The following is a 14,839-nucleotide window of genomic DNA, read 5'->3' on the forward strand; positions in this document are numbered from 1 at the left end:
ATGGCCCACACCGCCAACCTCCCGGACACCCGCCTGATCGCCCTGGACTGGGGCACCAGTTCGCTGCGCGCCTTCCGCCTGGGTGCCGGCGGGCAGGTGCTGGAACAGCGCGGCCGCCCCTGGGGCATCATGAACCTGCCCCCGGCCCCCGCTGGGCAGGCCGACGCGGAGCCCGGCATGGCCTTCGAGCGCGCATTGCAGGACGCCTGCGGCGACTGGCTGGCCGCCCTGCCGTCGGCAGCCGTGCTGGCCTGCGGCATGGTGGGCAGCGCACAGGGCTGGCGCGAAGCCCGCTACATCGACACCCCCACCTCGCTGGACGACTTGGCGCGCGGGCTGGCCGTGGTGCAGCGTGGCAACGCCGCACCCTTGCACATCGTGCCCGGGCTGCTGCAGCGCTCCGGCCTGCCCAATGTGATGCGCGGCGAAGAGACGCAGGTGCTGGGCGTGCTGGCCGATGCCGCCCTGGCGGACCAAGGCCCGCTGCTCGTGGGCCTGCCGGGCACGCACAGCAAGTGGGTGGTGGCGCAGAGAGACGGCACCCGGCGCAGCATCGATCGGTTCCACACCTTCATGACGGGCGAAGTGTTTGCCGCACTGCGCGGCCACACCATCCTGGGCCGGACGATGCAGGCCCCGGCCGATCCCGACGACGCCGCATTCGCGCAAGGCCTGCAGGTGGCGCGCGGCAGCGATGCCGCCCCGGGCCTGCTGTCGCACATCTTCAGCACGCGCACGCTGGGCCTGACCGGCGCACTGCCCGCCACGGCACAGGCGGACTACCTCTCGGGCATCCTCATCGGCCACGAGATCGCCAGCCTGGCGCGCCTGCACCCGCCCACCGGCCCCGCCCCCCTCCCGCTGGTGCTGTGCGGCGAGGCCGACCTGTGCCGCCGCTACGCCATCGCCCTGCAGGCCTGCGGCTTCGCGCCGCCCACTATTGCCGCCCAAGCCACGGTCACTGGCTTGTGGCAGATCGCGCTGGCAGCCGGGCTGGTTACCCCTGGCGCACAGCAAACACCATCCCCCAGGAGCCAAGCCGCATGAACCCCATCGACAAGAACCTCTTCAACACCATGCAGCACTGCGGCCTGATCGCCATCCTGCGCGGCGTGCAGCCCCATGAGGTGGTGGCCATTGGCCATGCGCTGTACGACGCGGGGTTTCGCATCATCGAGGTGCCGCTCAACTCCCCCGAGCCCCTGGCCAGCATCCGCGCGCTGCGCGACGCGCTGCCCGCCGACTGCCTGGTGGGCGCAGGCACGGTGCTCACGCCCGAGGCCTGTGCCGATGTGGCGGCGGCAGGCGGGCAGATCATCGTCATGCCCCACAGCGACCCCCAAGTGATCCGCACCGCACGCGCGGCCGGCATGGCGTGCGCGCCCGGCGTGGCCACGCTGACCGAGGCCTATGCCGCGCTGGCGGCGGGCGCCAACATGCTCAAGCTCTTTCCGGCCGAAGCCCTGCCCCCGCATGTGCTCAAGGCCTGGCGCGCCGTGATCACCCCGCCCATGGCGCTGGTGCCCGTGGGCGGCATCGTGCCCGAGGCCATTGCCACCTACGCGGCCGCCGGGGCCAGCGGCTTCGGCCTGGGCTCGGCCCTCTACCGTCCGGGGGACACTGCGCCCGACGTGGCTCGCCAGGCCGCGGCCTTCATGCAGGCCTGGCGCGGCGCCTACGGCGGCGCGTCCTCCGCCGCCTCTTCCATTTCCGCTTTGCATCCTGCCCCATGAAGATCACCCGACTGACCACATTCCTGGTGCCACCACGCTGGTGCTTCCTGAAAATCGAGACCGACGAAGGCATCGTCGGCTGGGGCGAGCCCGTGCTCGAAGGCCGGGCCCACACCGTGGCCGCCGCCGTCGAGGAGCTGGGCGACTACCTGATCGGCAAGGACCCGCGCCACATCGAGGACCACTGGACGGTGCTCTACCGCGGCGGCTTCTACCGCGGCGGCGGCATCCACATGAGTGCGCTGGCGGGCATCGACCAGGCGCTGTGGGACATCAAGGGCAAGGCCCTGGGCGTGCCCGTGTCCGAGCTGCTGGGCGGCTGCGTGCGCGACCGCATCAAGGTCTACAGCTGGATCGGCGGCGACCGGCCCAGCGAGACCGCCGCGGCGGCCAAGGCCGCCGTGGAGCGCGGCTTCACCGCGGTGAAGATGAACGGCACCGAGGAAATGCAGTACGTGGACAGCTTCGACAAGGTCGAGAAATGCCTGCAGAACGTGGCCGCCGTGCGCGAGGCGGTGGGACCCAACGTGGGCATCGGCGTGGACTTCCATGGCCGCGTGCACAAGCCCATGGCCAAGGTGCTGTTCAAGGAGCTCGAACCCTACCGGCTGATGTTCATCGAGGAGCCTGTGCTCAGCGAGCACTACGAGGCCCTGAAGGAGTTGGCGCACCTCTCGTCCACCCCCATCGCGCTGGGCGAGCGGCTGTACTCGCGCTGGGATTTCAAACGCGTGCTGTCCGAGGGCTATGTGGACATCATCCAGCCCGACCCCTCGCACTCGGGCGGCATCACCGAGACGCGCAAGATCGCCACCATGGCCGAGGCCTACGACGTGGCCCTGGCCCTGCACTGCCCCCTGGGGCCGATCGCGCTGGCGGCCAACCTGCAGCTCGACGGCGTCTGTTACAACGCCTTCATCCAGGAGCAGAGCCTGGGCATCCACTACAACGCCAGCAACGACCTGCTCGACTACGTGTCCAACGGCGAGGTGTTCGCGTACGAGGACGGCATGGTGGCCATTCCCCAGGGCCCGGGCCTGGGCATCGAGGTCAACGAGGCGTATGTGCGCGAACGCGCTTCCGAAGGCCACCGCTGGCGCAACCCCGTGTGGCGCCACCGCGACGGCAGCTTCGCCGAATGGTGACGGGCCGCATGCCGGCCGGGGTGTACCGAGCGTCCGGAAAGCAGGTGGCGCCCGGGCAGAACACTGTAATTACAATCAGTGTTTTATCCTTGTGCCATGACACCGCTCACCCTCACCCGCTTTCACCGCGCGCGCCTGATGCAGATCTGGCGTTCGGCGGGCTGGCCGTGCAAGGATGCGCTGGAAATAGACCTGCTGGCCGCGCAGCTGGTGGTGCTGCACACCTCGCCCGAAGGCTGCGAGACGCTGCGCCTGACCGAGGAAGGTATCCGCACCCTGGCACAGGCGCGCCAGCGTGGCGCGCGGGCGTTGAGCGCGCACGACCGCCTGGGCCAGAAGTTTGCCGGGCACCTGCTGGCCTCGGGCCGCATCGTCTGGCGTGAGCTGTCGCTGCGCGCCGTGATCGACGGGGCTGTGCCCGAAGCCCCTGCCCCCATCCCGGCCACCAGCAGCCCGCTGTGGAGCGAAGACACGCCCGCCAGCCGCACCGCAGCCAACGTCTGGCGCATGGCGCGGCCGGACCTGTTCTCGGTGCGCAATACCAGCGTGCCGGCGTACCTGCAGCCCATGGTGCACGAGATCAAGTACAGCCGATCCGATCTGCTGTCGGACCTGCGCCACGATGCCAAGCGCCAAGCCTACCAGTGGCTGTGCGAGGAATGCTACTACGTGTTCCCGGCCGGCGTGGCTGAGCCCGACGAGATTCCCGAACACTTCGGCATCTGGGTGCTGCATGGCGGGCTGGACGATGGCCGCTTCGAGCTGTTGCGCCCCGCGCGCCATGCGAGCTGCACCCTGCCCTTCGCGGTGTGGATGGCCCTGTGCAAGGCCACGCCGCTGCGCGGCGAGGACGAGACGGCGCAGGCCCACCTGGGCGAGCCCGGTGCTGGCGAACTGCCTCCCGCGGACATGCCATGACCTACACCGTGGCGGTGCGCGAGCTGTGCGAGTTCACCGCCAAGCAGGGCGACCTGGACCTGCGCTTCACGCCCGCCCCCACGGCGCTGGAAGGCATGGCCGGCCATGCGGTGGCCGCCGCGCGCCGGGGCGCGGGCTACCGCGCCGAGGTGGCGCTGGCCGGCAGCTACAAGGGCCTGCGCGTGCGCGGCCGGGCCGATGGCTTCGACCCCGAGCATGGCCGGCTCGACGAGGTCAAGACCTTCAAGGCCCGGCTCGACCGCCAGCCCGCCTCGCACCGCGCGCTGCACTGGGCCCAGGCGCGCATCTACGGCTGGCTGCTGTGCGCGCAGGAAGGCCTGGCCCACATCGACCTGGCGCTGGTCTACTTCGACATCGGCAGCCAGCAGGAGACGGTGTTCACCGAACGCCATGCTGCCTCCGAGCTGCAGCGGCATTTCGAGGCACAGTGCGAGCGCTTCATCGCCTGGGCCGAGGCGCAGGTGGCGCACCGCGCCGCGCGCGACGCGGCGCTCACGGCACTGGCCTTCCCGTTCGGCGGCTTTCGCACCGGCCAGCGCCCCCTGGCGGAAGCCGTCTACAAGGCCGCCTCCGCTGGCCGCTGCCTGCTGGCCCAGGCGCCCACGGGCATCGGCAAGACCATGGGCACCCTGTTCCCGCTGCTCAAGGCGGTGCCCGCGCAGCGGCTGGACAAGGTGTTCTTCCTCGCCGCCAAGACCTCGGGGCGGCAGACGGCCCTGGACACCCTCTCGCGCCTGTGCGGCAGCGCCCCCGCCCTGCCGCTGCGCGTGCTGGAACTGGTGGCGCGCGACAAGGCCTGCGAGCACCCCGACAAGGCCTGCCACGGCGAATCCTGCCCGCTGGCCCAGGGCTTCTACGACCGCCTCCCCGCCGCACGCGCCGCCGCGCTGCAGCCATCGGCCGGCGGCGCGGATCAGCGGGTGGCACTGCACCAGGCGCGCGTGCGCGAGGCCGCCCTGCAGCACCAGGTCTGCCCCTACTACCTGAGCCAGGAGCTGGCGCGCTGGGCCGACGTGGTGGTGGGCGACTACAACTACTACTTCGACATGGGCGGGCTGCTGCACGGCCTGGCCCAGGCCAATGGCTGGCGCGCGGCGCTGCTGGTGGACGAGGCGCACAACCTCGTCGAGCGAGGCCGCAAGATGTACACCGCCGAGCTGCGCCCCGCCGCGCTGGCCGAAGCCCGCCGCAGCACCACCGCCGCGCGCCATGCCCCCGTGAAGAAGGCACTGGACAAGGTGCGCCGCTGCTGGGTGGCGCTGGACAAGGCGCAAACCGGCGGCTATGCCGTGCTGGAGGCTTTCCCCGACAAGCTGCTGGCCGCCCTGCAGCAGTGCGGCAGCACGCTCACCGAACACTTCGCCGACCAGCCGGCGCAGCCCGATCCGGCGCTGCAGGCCTTCTACTTCGATGCCCTGCACGTGGTGCGCATGGCCGAGCTGCTGGATGCGCATTCGCTGGTGGACATCACGCGGCCCGCTGCGGCCCCGGGCGGCAAGGCGCCCACGCCGGGCGAATCGCTGGTCTGCATCCGCAACGTGGTGCCCGCGCCGTTCCTGCAGCCCCGGTTGGAAGCAGCACACACCAGCACGCTCTTCTCGGCCACGCTGCAGCCCGCGCGCTACTACGCCGATTTGCTGGGGCTGCCCGCCGGGCATTGCTGGATCGATGTCGAGTCCCCGTTCCAGGCCGCGCAACTGCAGGTGCGGGTGGCACGGCACATCTCCACCCGCTACGCGGACCGGGGCGCGTCGCTGCCTCCCATCGTGGCGCTGATGGCGCGGCAGTTCCACGCGCGGCCGGGCAACTACCTCGCGTTCTTCAGCAGCTACGACTACCTGCAGCAGGCGACGGCGCTGTTTGCGCAATGCCACCCCGAGGTACCCCACTGGTGCCAGTCGCGCCGCATGCTGGAAGCGGAGCAGCGGCAGTTCCTCGATCGCTTCACCGACACCAGCCAGGGCATCGCCTTCGCGGTGCTGGGCGGCGCCTTCGCCGAGGGCATCGACCTGCCGGGCCGGCGCCTCATCGGGGCCTTCCTGGCCACGCTGGGCCTGCCCCAGGTCAACCCCGTCAACGAGCAGATCCGCCAGCGCATGCAAACCCTGTTCGGGGCGGGCTACGACTACACCTATCTTTACCCCGGCCTGCAGAAGGTGGTGCAGGCGGCCGGGCGCGTGATCCGCACCCCCACCGACGAAGGCGTGGTGCACCTGATGGACGACCGCTATGGCCGGGACGCCGTGCAAGCGCTGCTGCCAGGCTGGTGGGTGTGCGGGGCGCCCCGCCCCGCCGGGTTGGACGCCGCCCACGCGGGCAATGCAAAGACTTGATCCCGGTCAAGCCCCGGCGGCCTCCGCGCGGCTCACAATGGCCCCAGTGCATCCCGCCCGCCACACATCCCATGTCCCTCCCCTTGCGCGTCCCCCTGGTTCTGCTCCTCACCATCGCCCTGGCGGGCTGCGACAGGCCTTCGGGCTCGGGTGCCACCCCGGCAGCCCCGGCCAGCGCGGCCCAGGCGGGGTTTGACGCCATCGTCGCATCGTGCACCGGGTTCCTGGCTGGGCGCACGCCCGCCGTGCAGCGTCTGGGCGCCGGCCCATGGATCAAGCTCGGCCACAGCCCCGCCCAGGTGCAGCATGAGCTCACACGCACCGAATCCGCCATCACCCCCTATGTGGGCAAGATCGTGGTCAAGGACAACGAGGCCCGGGCCGCCGCCGCGTCGGAGGCCGACGCCCAGGCCATCACCCTCACGCCCGCCCACCTGGTGTCCAACCGCACGCACACGTTCATCTACAGCTTCGACGGCCGGCAGTGGCGGTGGAACAATGGCTCGCGCCTGACCAAGACGCCGGGGCAGGACGACGCCACGGTGGCCCTCGCGCTGGCCGATGTGTCCGCGCCCGGCCAGGGCATGGCGGGCTGCCTGCCGCGCTGACGGCCGCGCCCCGTGGGCCGGTGCCGCGGGCCCCGCGTCAACGGTCCACCGGCTCCGAAAGCTCGCCCGCCCCTTGCGCGCCTTGCTGCACGGCCTTCTCCACCGCCTCGCGCGTGAGCGTGGGCACGAAGCTCTCGATGAAGTGGTAGGCGTAGCCGCGCAGCCAGGCGCCCCTGCGCAGGCCCAGCCGCGTGAGGTTGACCTCGAACAGATGGCCCGCGTCGATGAGCCGCAGGTGGCGGTCGCGCTCGGCGTCCACCGCGATCGATGCCACGATGCCCACGCCCATGCCCAGCTCCACATAGGTCTTGATCACGTCGGCGTCCATGGCCGTCAGCACGATGTCGGGCGCGATGCCTTCGCGGGCAAACGCTTCGTCGATGTGCGCGCGGCCCGTGTAGCCCAGCTCGTAGGTGATGATGGGGTGCTGCGCAAGCTGCTCCAGCGTGACCGGCGCCTGCAGCTCCAGCAGCGGGTGGCCGGGCGGCACGACGATGCTGTGCGTCCAGCGGTAGCACGGCAGCGTGACCAGCGCGTCATAGCCCGCGAGCGCTTCGGTGGCGACGCCGATATCGGCCTCGCCGCTGAGCAGCATCTCGGCCACCTGGCGCGGCGAGCCCTGGTGCAGGTGCAGCGACACCTGCGGAAACAGCGCGCGGAAGTCGCGCACCACCTGCGGCAGCGCGTAGCGCGCCTGCGAGTGCGTGGCCGCCACCGACAGGCGGCCCTGCGCGCTGTCGCTGAAATCCTGCCCCGCGCGCTTGAGGTTGTCGGCTTCGAGCAGCAGACGCTCCACCGTGGGCAGCAGGACTGCGCCCGGCGGGGTCAGGCCCGTGAGGCGCTTGCCCGCGCGCACGAAAATCTCCACGCCCAGTTCTTCTTCCAGTTCGCGGATCTGCCGGCTCACGCCGGGTTGCGAGGTATGCAGCATGTTGGCCACCTCGGTGAGGTTGAAGCCCCGGCGCACGGCTTCGCGCACGGAGCGCAGTTGCTGAAAATTCATGGGTCCCTGTAGAGATGGATGGGCGGGGCGGCCCGCTCGGCATGGCCACCCGCGCGGAAATCGGCCCGCCGCGCGCAGACCTCGTCGCCCGGCCTGAACCGAACCGGTGCACGCGCCTCGCCGGCCTCCCAGCGCAGACAGGCGTTCGCTATATTTTCAATAGCTGCCAGCGCTTTACCAGAAAGCGCCGGCGGCCCATTTTCATCAAATCCGGATCACAGCTTGGCGATGGACACTTCGGTGGACTTGACCAGCGCCACCACGTCGGAGCCCACGACCAGGGCCAGGTCGTCCACCGAGCGGGTGGTGATGACCGACGTGACGATGCCCCAGGGGGTTTCGACATCGACTTCGGAGACGACGTCGCCGCGAATGATTTCGCGCACCTTGCCCTTGAACTGGTTGCGGACGTTGATGGCTTGGATGGACATGGAAAGGCTCCTGGAAGATGGAAAAAGAATGGGCAGGCACTTGGCGGTGGCGGGCTTCGACAACGATCTGCCGCGCGGGGTCACCCGCTACGCACCCACAAAACTAAACAACCAGAAGCAATGTAAATCAAGTTTCTTATACGAATAAATGGTCATTAGTCATAAGCTTTGGCTTAGATGTGTGGGGCATGAGTTGCTGCCGCCACGGCATATGCGCGGGCCGTGGGAGTGCACCGTTGTTCGGGCCGCCCCACACGACGGCCGCCGCAAAACGCAGCCGCCCCGCCGGACCTCTCGATCTGGCGGAGCGAATGCAAGCGGCCGGTTCAGCCGGGGAAGTCGCTGGTGTCTCAGGCGGGCTGCGGCAGGTAGCTCGGCCGCGTGGCCGTCATCGACAGCTTGACGTGCTGCGTGAGTTCATCGGCCAGCACCTCGTCCGCACCCGCCGCCAGACCGTCCAGCGCGCGCTGCACGATCTGCTCGGGGCTCGACTTGGGAACGTCGAAGCCGCGCGTCAGGTCGGTATCGACATAGGCCATGTGCAGCCCCAGCACCTGCGTCTTTTGCGCCGCCAGTTCGTGGCGCAGCGCGTTGGTCAGCGACCAGGCGGCGGACTTGCTGGCCGAATACGCCGCCAGCTCGCCGCCGTTGACCCACGACGCCACCGACAGCACATTGAGCAGCGCGCCGCCGCCGTTGGCCGCGAGGATGGGTGCGAACGCCTTGCTGACACGCAGCACGGAGAAGAAGTTGGTGTCGAAGAGGCGGCGCGCGACCTCTTCGCTGTCGGCGGCCAGAAAGCCCCCGGGCTGGGCGATGCCGGCGTTGTTGATCACCAGTGTCACGTCGGGCGCCGCTGCCACAGCGGCCGCTACATCGGCCGGGTTGTTGACATCCAGGCGCAGGGCCTGCACGCCGGGCTGGGGCGTGATGGTGGCGGGGTCGCGCGCACCGGCGTAGACCTTGCGTGCGCCGCGGGCGAGCAGCTCGCGCGCAAATGCCAGGCCGATGCCGCGGTTGGCACCGGTGATGAGGACGACAGCGTTTTCGATCTTCATGGAAATCTCCAGAGGGACAGGTTGAACGGATGGGAGGTTGGGTGGGGACTGACGGCGTGTGAAAAAGGGATTTGCAGCGGCCTGCTGGCTCACACCACCTTGATGACGACCTTGCCCTTGGCGCGGCCCGCTTCCACATAGGCCAGGGCATCGTTGGTGGCGCTGAACGGAAAGACTTTGTCGACCACCGGGCGGATGGCGCCCGCTTCGACAAGGCGCGTGATCTCCCGCAGCTGCGCACCGTGTGCCCGCATGAAGAGGAACGAGTAGCCCACGCCCAGCGCTTTGGCGCGCCGCCGGGTGCCCGCGCTCAGCAGGCGCATCACCAGCCGCACCAAGCCGGGGGCGCGAATGGCTTGGCCGAATGCCGGGTCGGGCGGGCCGGAGATCGAGACGACCTGGCCGCCGGGCTTGAGCACGCGCAGCGACTTGGCCAGCGCCTTGCCGTCCTGGCTGTGCAGCACGACGTCGTAGTCGCGCAGCACCTCTTCGAAGTCCTGCGTCTTGTAGTCGATGACGACGTCGGCGCCCAGGCTTTGGACCAGCGCCGCATTGCCCGCGCTGGCCGTGGTGGCGACGGTGGCGCCCAGGTGCCTGGCCAGCTGGATGGCAAAGGTGCCCACCCCGCCGGACCCCGCCTGGATGAAGACCTTCTGGCCTTTTTTCAGCTGCGCCTTTTCCACCAGCGCCTGCCAGGCCGTGAGGCCCACCAGCGGGATCGACGCCGCCTCTTCCATCGTCAGGCCCCGGGGCTTGAGCGCCAGCGAGGACTCCTTGACGGCGATGAGTTCTGCAAAGGCGCCGATGCGGAAATCGTCGGCCCGGGCGTAGACCTCGTCGCCGGGCTTGAACTGCCGCACACGCGGCCCCACGCTGACCACCACGCCCGCCACGTCATGCCCGAGGACGAGGGGCATCTTGTAGGGCAGGATGAGCTTGAACTCACCGTCGCGGATCTTCGAGTCCAGCTGGTTGATTCCCGCCGCATGCACGGAGACCAGCACCTCGTCGTCGCGCAGATCCGGGGCGGGCATATCGGCAAGCCGCAGCGCGGCCTTTTTGGCATAGCGGTCGAGGACAAAGGCTTTCATGGGGCATCCTGGGTGAGGGGCAAAGCGCAGAACCGTTCAGCTCGCAAGCAAATTCGCATGATGATCATCATATGTAAAGGCAAAAAAAAGCGCGCTGCTGGGGGAGTCAGCCGGGCGCGCCGGGCGGCGTGGCAGGCGCAGAGTCTGCAGCGTGCGTCGAATTCGTCAGCTGCGTCAGGTACTTGAGCGCGGCCTCGCGCAGGCTGTCCGACAGCGCGGGCTCGTCCACCGCGCGGGCCAGCACCAGGGCGCCCACCATGGTGGCCATGGTGACCAGCGCCTGCTCGTGCGTACCGGGCTGCCCCCATTGCGGCGACTGGCGCGCGATGAGGTCGACCATTTCCTTGATGTGCCGGGTGGCCACGCGGCGCACCTCGGGCGCCTGGCGCGATGTCTCCGAGCCCAGGGCGACCAGCGGGCAGCCCATCTCGACGCTCTCGACATGCTGGCGCGACAGATAGGCCGAGAGCATGGCGGCCAGCGCGCGGGGCGACGGCTCGCCGGCCGCGGCACCGGCCGCCAGCGCTGCGGATTCCGTGCACGCCTTGGCGGCCGCCTCGGCCAGCATGGCCTCGCGGGAGTCGAAGTGCGCGTAGAAGGCGCCGTGCGTCAGGCCCGCCTCTTTCATGATGTCCGCCACGCCCGTGCCGTGGTACCCCTGGCGCCGGATCGCGCGCGAGGCCACCGACACGATGCGCTCGTGCGTGGCCTCCTTGGCGGCGGCTCTGGAATGGGGCGTGGATTTTGGCATGATGCGCATCATACGACATATCACTCTGTATCGCAATCCCGGCCGTCTGCGCCGCTGCTTCTGCGAGGCCCCATCCACCCAAGCCCCCTGCGCCCTCGACACCAGAGACTCAGGCCCTGCGAAAGGGCCTGTCTGCAAACACTACAATTTTCATAGCGCCTTGCGCCCTACCAGCAAGCGGTAGGGGCCTATTTCTCTCACATCCACTCACAGCTTGGCGATGGACACCTCGGTCGACTTGACCAGCGCCACCACGTCGGAGCCCACGACCAACGCCAGCTCGTCCACCGAGCGCGTGGTGATGACCGACGTGACGATGCCCCAGGGCGTTTCGACATCGACCTCGGAGACGACATCGCCGCGCACGATCTCGCGGACTTTGCCCTTGAACTGGTTACGGACGTTGATGGCTTGGATGGACATGGGGTTCTCCTTGATGGCACCGTAGGGCGAAGAAAGGAATGACAGAAGACAAAAAAAGAAAGCAATAAAAGGCAGCAGGCGCCAGAAACGGCTATACCGCCCAGCGCAGACCATGCGCAGGCACGCCGGGCCACGGCGCTTCGTGCGCCGGTTCGCCATCGGGCTTTTGCAGCACGCGGTCCAGGATGCGTTTTTCAATGGCGGCAAAGGCAGCGTCGCCGTGCGACCGGGGGCGTGGCAGGTCGATGCGCTGGTCGAGCGCGATCTGGCCGTCCTCGATCAGGATCACGCGGTCGGCCAGGGCCACGGCCTCCTGCACATCGTGGGTCACCAGCAGCGCGGTGAAGCCGCTGCTGCGCCACAGGCCTTCGATGAGGCGGTGCATCTCGATGCGGGTCAGCGCATCGAGCGCGCCCAGGGGCTCGTCGAGCAGCAGCAGGCGCGGGTTGTGCACCAGCGCACGGGCCAGGGCCACGCGCTGGCGCTGGCCGCCGGACAGGCGTGCTGGCCACTCGGTCAGGCGGTCACCCAGGCCCACGCGCGCCAGCACGTCGGCGGCGGCGCCGCGCCGCGCGGGCGGCAGGCCCAGGGCCACGTTGTCGGCCACGCGCTTCCAGGGCAGCAGGCGCGAGTCCTGGAACATGATGCGGGTGTCGTCGCTCAGCCCGGCCACGTCCTTGCCGTCCAGGCGGATCGCGCCGCCCGAGACGGATTCGAGCCCGGCCACCAGGCGCAGCAGCGTGCTCTTGCCGCAGCCGCTGCGGCCCACGATGGCCACGAACTGGCCGGGCTCGATCACGAGTTCGGTCTTCTTGAGCACGTCGCGGGTGCCGTAGCGCTTGTCCACGCCGCGCACTTCCAGGCGCACGCCTTGTGCGGCGGGGGTGTGGGTCTGGGTCATGGTGTCAGGCTCCGGTCTTGAACAGCGGCACGTCGAGCGCATTCACGCGCCTGGGCAGCAGCTTTTCGGCAAAGAAGGCATCGGCGATGCGTTGTTGTTCAGTCAGCGCCGCGGGCACCACGGCACGCACCTCGTAGCTGCGGCGGCTGTTGGCCAGCTCGATCACGCCCGCATCCAGCCCCCACACGGGCGCCAGCAGCGCGGCCGCGTCCTTGGGGCTTTGCTTGACCCAGACGCCAGCCTTTTGCAGCTCGGTGAAGAACACGCGCAGCACGTCGGGCCGCGCCTGGGCAAACGAAGTGCCTGCCAGGTAGTAGCGCTGGTAGGAGGCCAGGTCGCGCCCGTCGGCCAGCACCCGCACAGTGGACTGCTTTTGCACGGCAGCGAGGAACGGGTCCCACACCACCCAGGCGTCGATGGCGCCGCGCTCGAAGGCGGCGCGGCCATCGGCGGGGGTCAGGTACGCGGGCTCGATGTCCTTGAACGCCAGGCCCGACTTTTCCAGTGCGGCGATCAACAAGAAGTGCACGCCAGCGGCCTTGGCAAAACCGATCTTCTTGCCCTTGAGGTCGGCAACCGTCTTGATGGGCGAGTCGGCGCGCACCACGATGGCCTGGGCGGATGGCGAAGGCGACTCCTGCGCCACGAAAGTGAGGTTGGCGCCCGCTGCCTGGGCAAACACCGGCACGGTGTCGGCCACGTCGGCGCTCACATCGATGTTGCCCAGGTTCAGCGCTTCGAGCAGCGGCAGGCCACTGGTGAACTCGTGCCACGTCACCTTGACGTTGAGCGGCGCGAGCAACTGCTCCAGCGTGCCGCGCGTGCGCAGGATGGTGGTGAGGGTGGAGGATTTTTGAAGTCCTATGCGCAATGTTTGCAGGGTCTCAAGCTTGCCCTGCGCGGCGGCCAGGCCGCTCGACAGCGCGGCGATGGCACCCAGCATGGTGCGCCGATGAATGTGGAAAGGGGTGGTCATGGTGGTCGATAACTTGAAATGAGGAGGAACTTGGCAACTCAGGGGCCGATGCATCGCCGCATCCCCTGCAACTGGCGCGCCCGGTGCGAGAGACGCCGCGCAAGGGCCGCCCCGCCGCCGCGCCGGTGTCGTCCCCCTTCCCCTAGCGCGCAGCGCGTAGAGAGAAGGAGGAAGCCGCGCAGCGGCTCAGGGGGTTGCATAACCAGGATGCCAGCGCAGCCAGTAGCGCTCCAGGCCCTTGGCGAACAGATCGGCCAGCTTGCCCAGCAGTGCGTACAGCAGGATGCCGACCAGCACGATGTCGGTCTGCAAAAACTCGCGGGCGTTCATCGTGAGGTAGCCGATGCCCGCCTGAGCCGAGATGGTCTCGGCCACGATCAGGATCACCCACATCAGGCCCAGCGAGAAGCGCAGGCCCACCAGAATGCTGGAGAGCGCGCCGGGCAGGATGATCTGCTTGTACAGCTGCCAGCGGCCGAGGCCATAGGTGCGCCCCATCTCGATCAAACCGGGGTCCACGTTGCGGATGCCGTGGAAGGTGTTGAGGTAGATCGGGAAGAACACCGACACGCTGATGAGGAATAGCTTGGCCGACTCATCGATGCCGAACCACAGGATGACCAGCGGAATCAGCGCCAGCGCGGGGATGTTGCGCACCATCTGGATGGTGGAGTCGAGCAAGGTCTCGAACACGCGCACCGAGCCCGTGAGCAGGCCCAGCAGCAGGCCCAGGCCACCGCCGATCGCCAGGCCCGCGAGCGCGCGGCCCGCGCTCACCTTGACATGGGTCCACAGCTCGCCCGACACGGTCAACGTCCAGGCGGCCTTGATCACCTCCAGGGGCGCGGGCAGCACCCGGGTGGAGAGCCATCCCTGCGACGACGCGATCTGCCACAGCACGATCAGCCCCACGGGCACGGCCCAGGGCAGCAGGCGCTGCGCAACGCTGGCAAGGAAGCGGGCCAGCGGCGCGGGCAGCAAGGGACTCTCGATCGGCAGATCGACGGAGTCGGCCACGGGCGATACCTGCAGCTCTCGGACAGTCTGTGTCTGTGTCATGGGTTGATTTCCGGTTCGTGGTCAGGCTCCAAGAACTCCAGCTGGTTGCCCGCCGGGTCCTTGACGTAAAAGCGCAGGTAGCCGGGCAGTGCGCGGTTTTCCACCAGCGCCAGTTCGGCCTGCAGCAGGCGGTGGCGCAATGCGGGCAGGTCCTGCACCTCGAAGGCCAGGTGCGATACCGCGGGCGCGGGCTGCCAGTGCTCGGTGGGCACCAGGTCGATGCGCTGCGTGCCCGCGGCAAAGCGCAGCGTGTTGCCCGCCTGCAGGCGCACTTCGGGCAGCCCCAGCAGGCTGGCATAGAAGCGCCGGATGGGCGCCTCGGCACCGGCCGGAAAGGCCAGCTGCACATGGTTGATGGACTGGATGCTCATGGCATGGCTCCTGTCAG

General features: G+C 69.1%; 16 protein-coding genes. 6 read left to right on the plus strand and 10 right to left on the minus strand.

What is annotated here, in order from left to right; all coding sequences use genetic code 11:
* The 6 genes from ACAM51_RS03125 to ACAM51_RS03150 all read left to right on the plus strand — a co-directional run bounded on the left by ACAM51_RS03125 (nucleotide 1) and on the right by ACAM51_RS03150 (nucleotide 6,758).
* Nucleotides 1-1,047: a 2-dehydro-3-deoxygalactonokinase gene (locus ACAM51_RS03125; RefSeq protein WP_369642710.1), complete on the plus strand. Its 1,047-nt coding sequence runs from the start codon at nucleotides 1-3 to the stop codon at nucleotides 1,045-1,047.
* Nucleotides 1,044-1,733, plus strand: a complete 690-nt coding sequence (locus ACAM51_RS03130; RefSeq protein WP_218341010.1) for a 2-dehydro-3-deoxy-6-phosphogalactonate aldolase — start codon at nucleotides 1,044-1,046, stop codon at nucleotides 1,731-1,733. Before ACAM51_RS03125 ends, ACAM51_RS03130 begins: the two co-directional genes overlap by 4 nt.
* Nucleotides 1,730-2,878, plus strand: coding sequence for a galactonate dehydratase (dgoD, locus tag ACAM51_RS03135; protein WP_369642711.1), 1,149 nt, complete (start codon nucleotides 1,730-1,732; stop codon nucleotides 2,876-2,878). The genes ACAM51_RS03130 and dgoD overlap by 4 nt, the downstream gene beginning before the upstream one ends.
* Before the next feature lie 96 nt (nucleotides 2,879-2,974).
* Nucleotides 2,975-3,796: a hypothetical protein gene (locus ACAM51_RS03140; RefSeq protein ID WP_369642712.1), complete on the plus strand. Its 822-nt coding sequence runs from the start codon at nucleotides 2,975-2,977 to the stop codon at nucleotides 3,794-3,796.
* Nucleotides 3,793-6,150: an ATP-dependent DNA helicase gene (locus ACAM51_RS03145; RefSeq protein WP_369642713.1), complete on the plus strand. Its 2,358-nt coding sequence runs from the start codon at nucleotides 3,793-3,795 to the stop codon at nucleotides 6,148-6,150. The genes ACAM51_RS03140 and ACAM51_RS03145 overlap by 4 nt, the downstream gene beginning before the upstream one ends.
* 71 nt (nucleotides 6,151-6,221) lie before the next feature.
* Nucleotides 6,222-6,758, plus strand: coding sequence for a hypothetical protein (locus ACAM51_RS03150; protein WP_369642714.1), 537 nt, complete (start codon nucleotides 6,222-6,224; stop codon nucleotides 6,756-6,758).
* 37 nt (nucleotides 6,759-6,795) lie between these two features.
* On the opposite strand, the gene ACAM51_RS03155 is transcribed toward ACAM51_RS03150, so the two are convergent.
* The 10 genes from ACAM51_RS03155 to ACAM51_RS03200 all read right to left on the minus strand — a co-directional run bounded on the left by ACAM51_RS03155 (nucleotide 6,796) and on the right by ACAM51_RS03200 (nucleotide 14,822).
* Nucleotides 6,796-7,761, minus strand: coding sequence for a CysB family HTH-type transcriptional regulator (locus ACAM51_RS03155; protein ID WP_218294620.1), 966 nt, complete (start codon nucleotides 7,759-7,761; stop codon nucleotides 6,796-6,798).
* A gap of 215 nt (nucleotides 7,762-7,976) precedes the next feature.
* A complete protein-coding gene (locus ACAM51_RS03160) occupies nucleotides 7,977-8,192 on the minus strand; it encodes a molybdopterin-binding protein (RefSeq protein WP_056168199.1) in 216 nt (71 codons plus the stop codon).
* A gap of 350 nt (nucleotides 8,193-8,542) precedes the next feature.
* On the minus strand, nucleotides 8,543-9,250 hold the full coding sequence (locus ACAM51_RS03165) for an SDR family oxidoreductase (RefSeq protein ID WP_218294619.1): 708 nt from the start codon (nucleotides 9,248-9,250) through the stop codon (nucleotides 8,543-8,545).
* Between the two features lie 89 nt (nucleotides 9,251-9,339).
* Nucleotides 9,340-10,341 (minus strand): NADP-dependent oxidoreductase, encoded by a 1,002-nt coding sequence (locus ACAM51_RS03170; RefSeq protein WP_369642715.1) that lies wholly within the window; start codon nucleotides 10,339-10,341, stop codon nucleotides 9,340-9,342.
* Between the two features lie 106 nt (nucleotides 10,342-10,447).
* Complete coding sequence (locus ACAM51_RS03175) at nucleotides 10,448-11,092, minus strand: TetR/AcrR family transcriptional regulator (protein ID WP_369642716.1); 645 nt, start codon at nucleotides 11,090-11,092, stop codon at nucleotides 10,448-10,450.
* A 207-nt stretch (nucleotides 11,093-11,299) separates the two neighbouring features.
* On the minus strand, nucleotides 11,300-11,515 hold the full coding sequence (locus ACAM51_RS03180) for a molybdopterin-binding protein (protein ID WP_007857120.1): 216 nt from the start codon (nucleotides 11,513-11,515) through the stop codon (nucleotides 11,300-11,302).
* A gap of 91 nt (nucleotides 11,516-11,606) precedes the next feature.
* A complete protein-coding gene (locus ACAM51_RS03185; RefSeq protein WP_218294616.1) occupies nucleotides 11,607-12,416 on the minus strand; it encodes an ATP-binding cassette domain-containing protein in 810 nt (269 codons plus the stop codon).
* Nucleotides 12,417-12,420: 4 nt separating this feature from the next.
* Nucleotides 12,421-13,392, minus strand: coding sequence for an aliphatic sulfonate ABC transporter substrate-binding protein (locus tag ACAM51_RS03190; protein WP_369642717.1), 972 nt, complete (start codon nucleotides 13,390-13,392; stop codon nucleotides 12,421-12,423).
* Nucleotides 13,393-13,578: 186 nt separating this feature from the next.
* Nucleotides 13,579-14,451: an aliphatic sulfonate ABC transporter permease SsuC gene (ssuC, locus tag ACAM51_RS03195; protein ID WP_218341000.1), complete on the minus strand. Its 873-nt coding sequence runs from the start codon at nucleotides 14,449-14,451 to the stop codon at nucleotides 13,579-13,581.
* Nucleotides 14,448-14,822 carry a VOC family protein gene (locus tag ACAM51_RS03200; RefSeq protein WP_218294613.1) on the minus strand — a complete coding sequence of 125 codons (375 nt, stop codon included), beginning with the start codon at nucleotides 14,820-14,822 and terminating at the stop codon, nucleotides 14,448-14,450. The genes ssuC and ACAM51_RS03200 overlap by 4 nt, the downstream gene beginning before the upstream one ends.
* Nucleotides 14,823-14,839: the final 17 nt, after the last annotated feature.

Origin of the sequence: Acidovorax sp. A79 (genome assembly GCF_041154505.1) — a bacterium.
Taxonomy (GTDB): domain Bacteria; phylum Pseudomonadota; class Gammaproteobacteria; order Burkholderiales; family Burkholderiaceae_C; genus Acidovorax.

Excerpts from the sequence above, each read along its gene's own strand:
- ACAM51_RS03160 (WP_056168199.1), bottom strand. The coding sequence starts at position 8,192 with ATGTCCATCCAAGCCATCAACGTCCGCAACCAGTTCAAGGGCAAGGTG.
- ACAM51_RS03155 (WP_218294620.1), bottom strand. The coding sequence starts at position 7,761 with ATGAATTTTCAGCAACTGCGCTCCGTGCGCGAAGCCGTGCGCCGGGGC.
- ssuC (WP_218341000.1), bottom strand. The coding sequence starts at position 14,451 with ATGACACAGACACAGACTGTCCGAGAGCTGCAGGTATCGCCCGTGGCC.
- ACAM51_RS03185 (WP_218294616.1), bottom strand. The coding sequence starts at position 12,416 with ATGACCCAGACCCACACCCCCGCCGCACAAGGCGTGCGCCTGGAAGTG.
- ACAM51_RS03170 (WP_369642715.1), bottom strand. The coding sequence starts at position 10,341 with ATGAAAGCCTTTGTCCTCGACCGCTATGCCAAAAAGGCCGCGCTGCGG.
- ACAM51_RS03190 (WP_369642717.1), bottom strand. The coding sequence starts at position 13,392 with ATGACCACCCCTTTCCACATTCATCGGCGCACCATGCTGGGTGCCATC.
- dgoD (WP_369642711.1), top strand. The coding sequence starts at position 1,730 with ATGAAGATCACCCGACTGACCACATTCCTGGTGCCACCACGCTGGTGC.
- ACAM51_RS03165 (WP_218294619.1), bottom strand. The coding sequence starts at position 9,250 with ATGAAGATCGAAAACGCTGTCGTCCTCATCACCGGTGCCAACCGCGGC.
- ACAM51_RS03180 (WP_007857120.1), bottom strand. The coding sequence starts at position 11,515 with ATGTCCATCCAAGCCATCAACGTCCGTAACCAGTTCAAGGGCAAAGTC.
- ACAM51_RS03145 (WP_369642713.1), top strand. The coding sequence starts at position 3,793 with ATGACCTACACCGTGGCGGTGCGCGAGCTGTGCGAGTTCACCGCCAAG.
- ACAM51_RS03140 (WP_369642712.1), top strand. The coding sequence starts at position 2,975 with ATGACACCGCTCACCCTCACCCGCTTTCACCGCGCGCGCCTGATGCAG.
- ACAM51_RS03125 (WP_369642710.1), top strand. The coding sequence starts at position 1 with ATGGCCCACACCGCCAACCTCCCGGACACCCGCCTGATCGCCCTGGAC.
- ACAM51_RS03130 (WP_218341010.1), top strand. The coding sequence starts at position 1,044 with ATGAACCCCATCGACAAGAACCTCTTCAACACCATGCAGCACTGCGGC.
- ACAM51_RS03200 (WP_218294613.1), bottom strand. The coding sequence starts at position 14,822 with ATGAGCATCCAGTCCATCAACCATGTGCAGCTGGCCTTTCCGGCCGGT.
- ACAM51_RS03175 (WP_369642716.1), bottom strand. The coding sequence starts at position 11,092 with ATGCCAAAATCCACGCCCCATTCCAGAGCCGCCGCCAAGGAGGCCACG.
- ACAM51_RS03150 (WP_369642714.1), top strand. The coding sequence starts at position 6,222 with ATGTCCCTCCCCTTGCGCGTCCCCCTGGTTCTGCTCCTCACCATCGCC.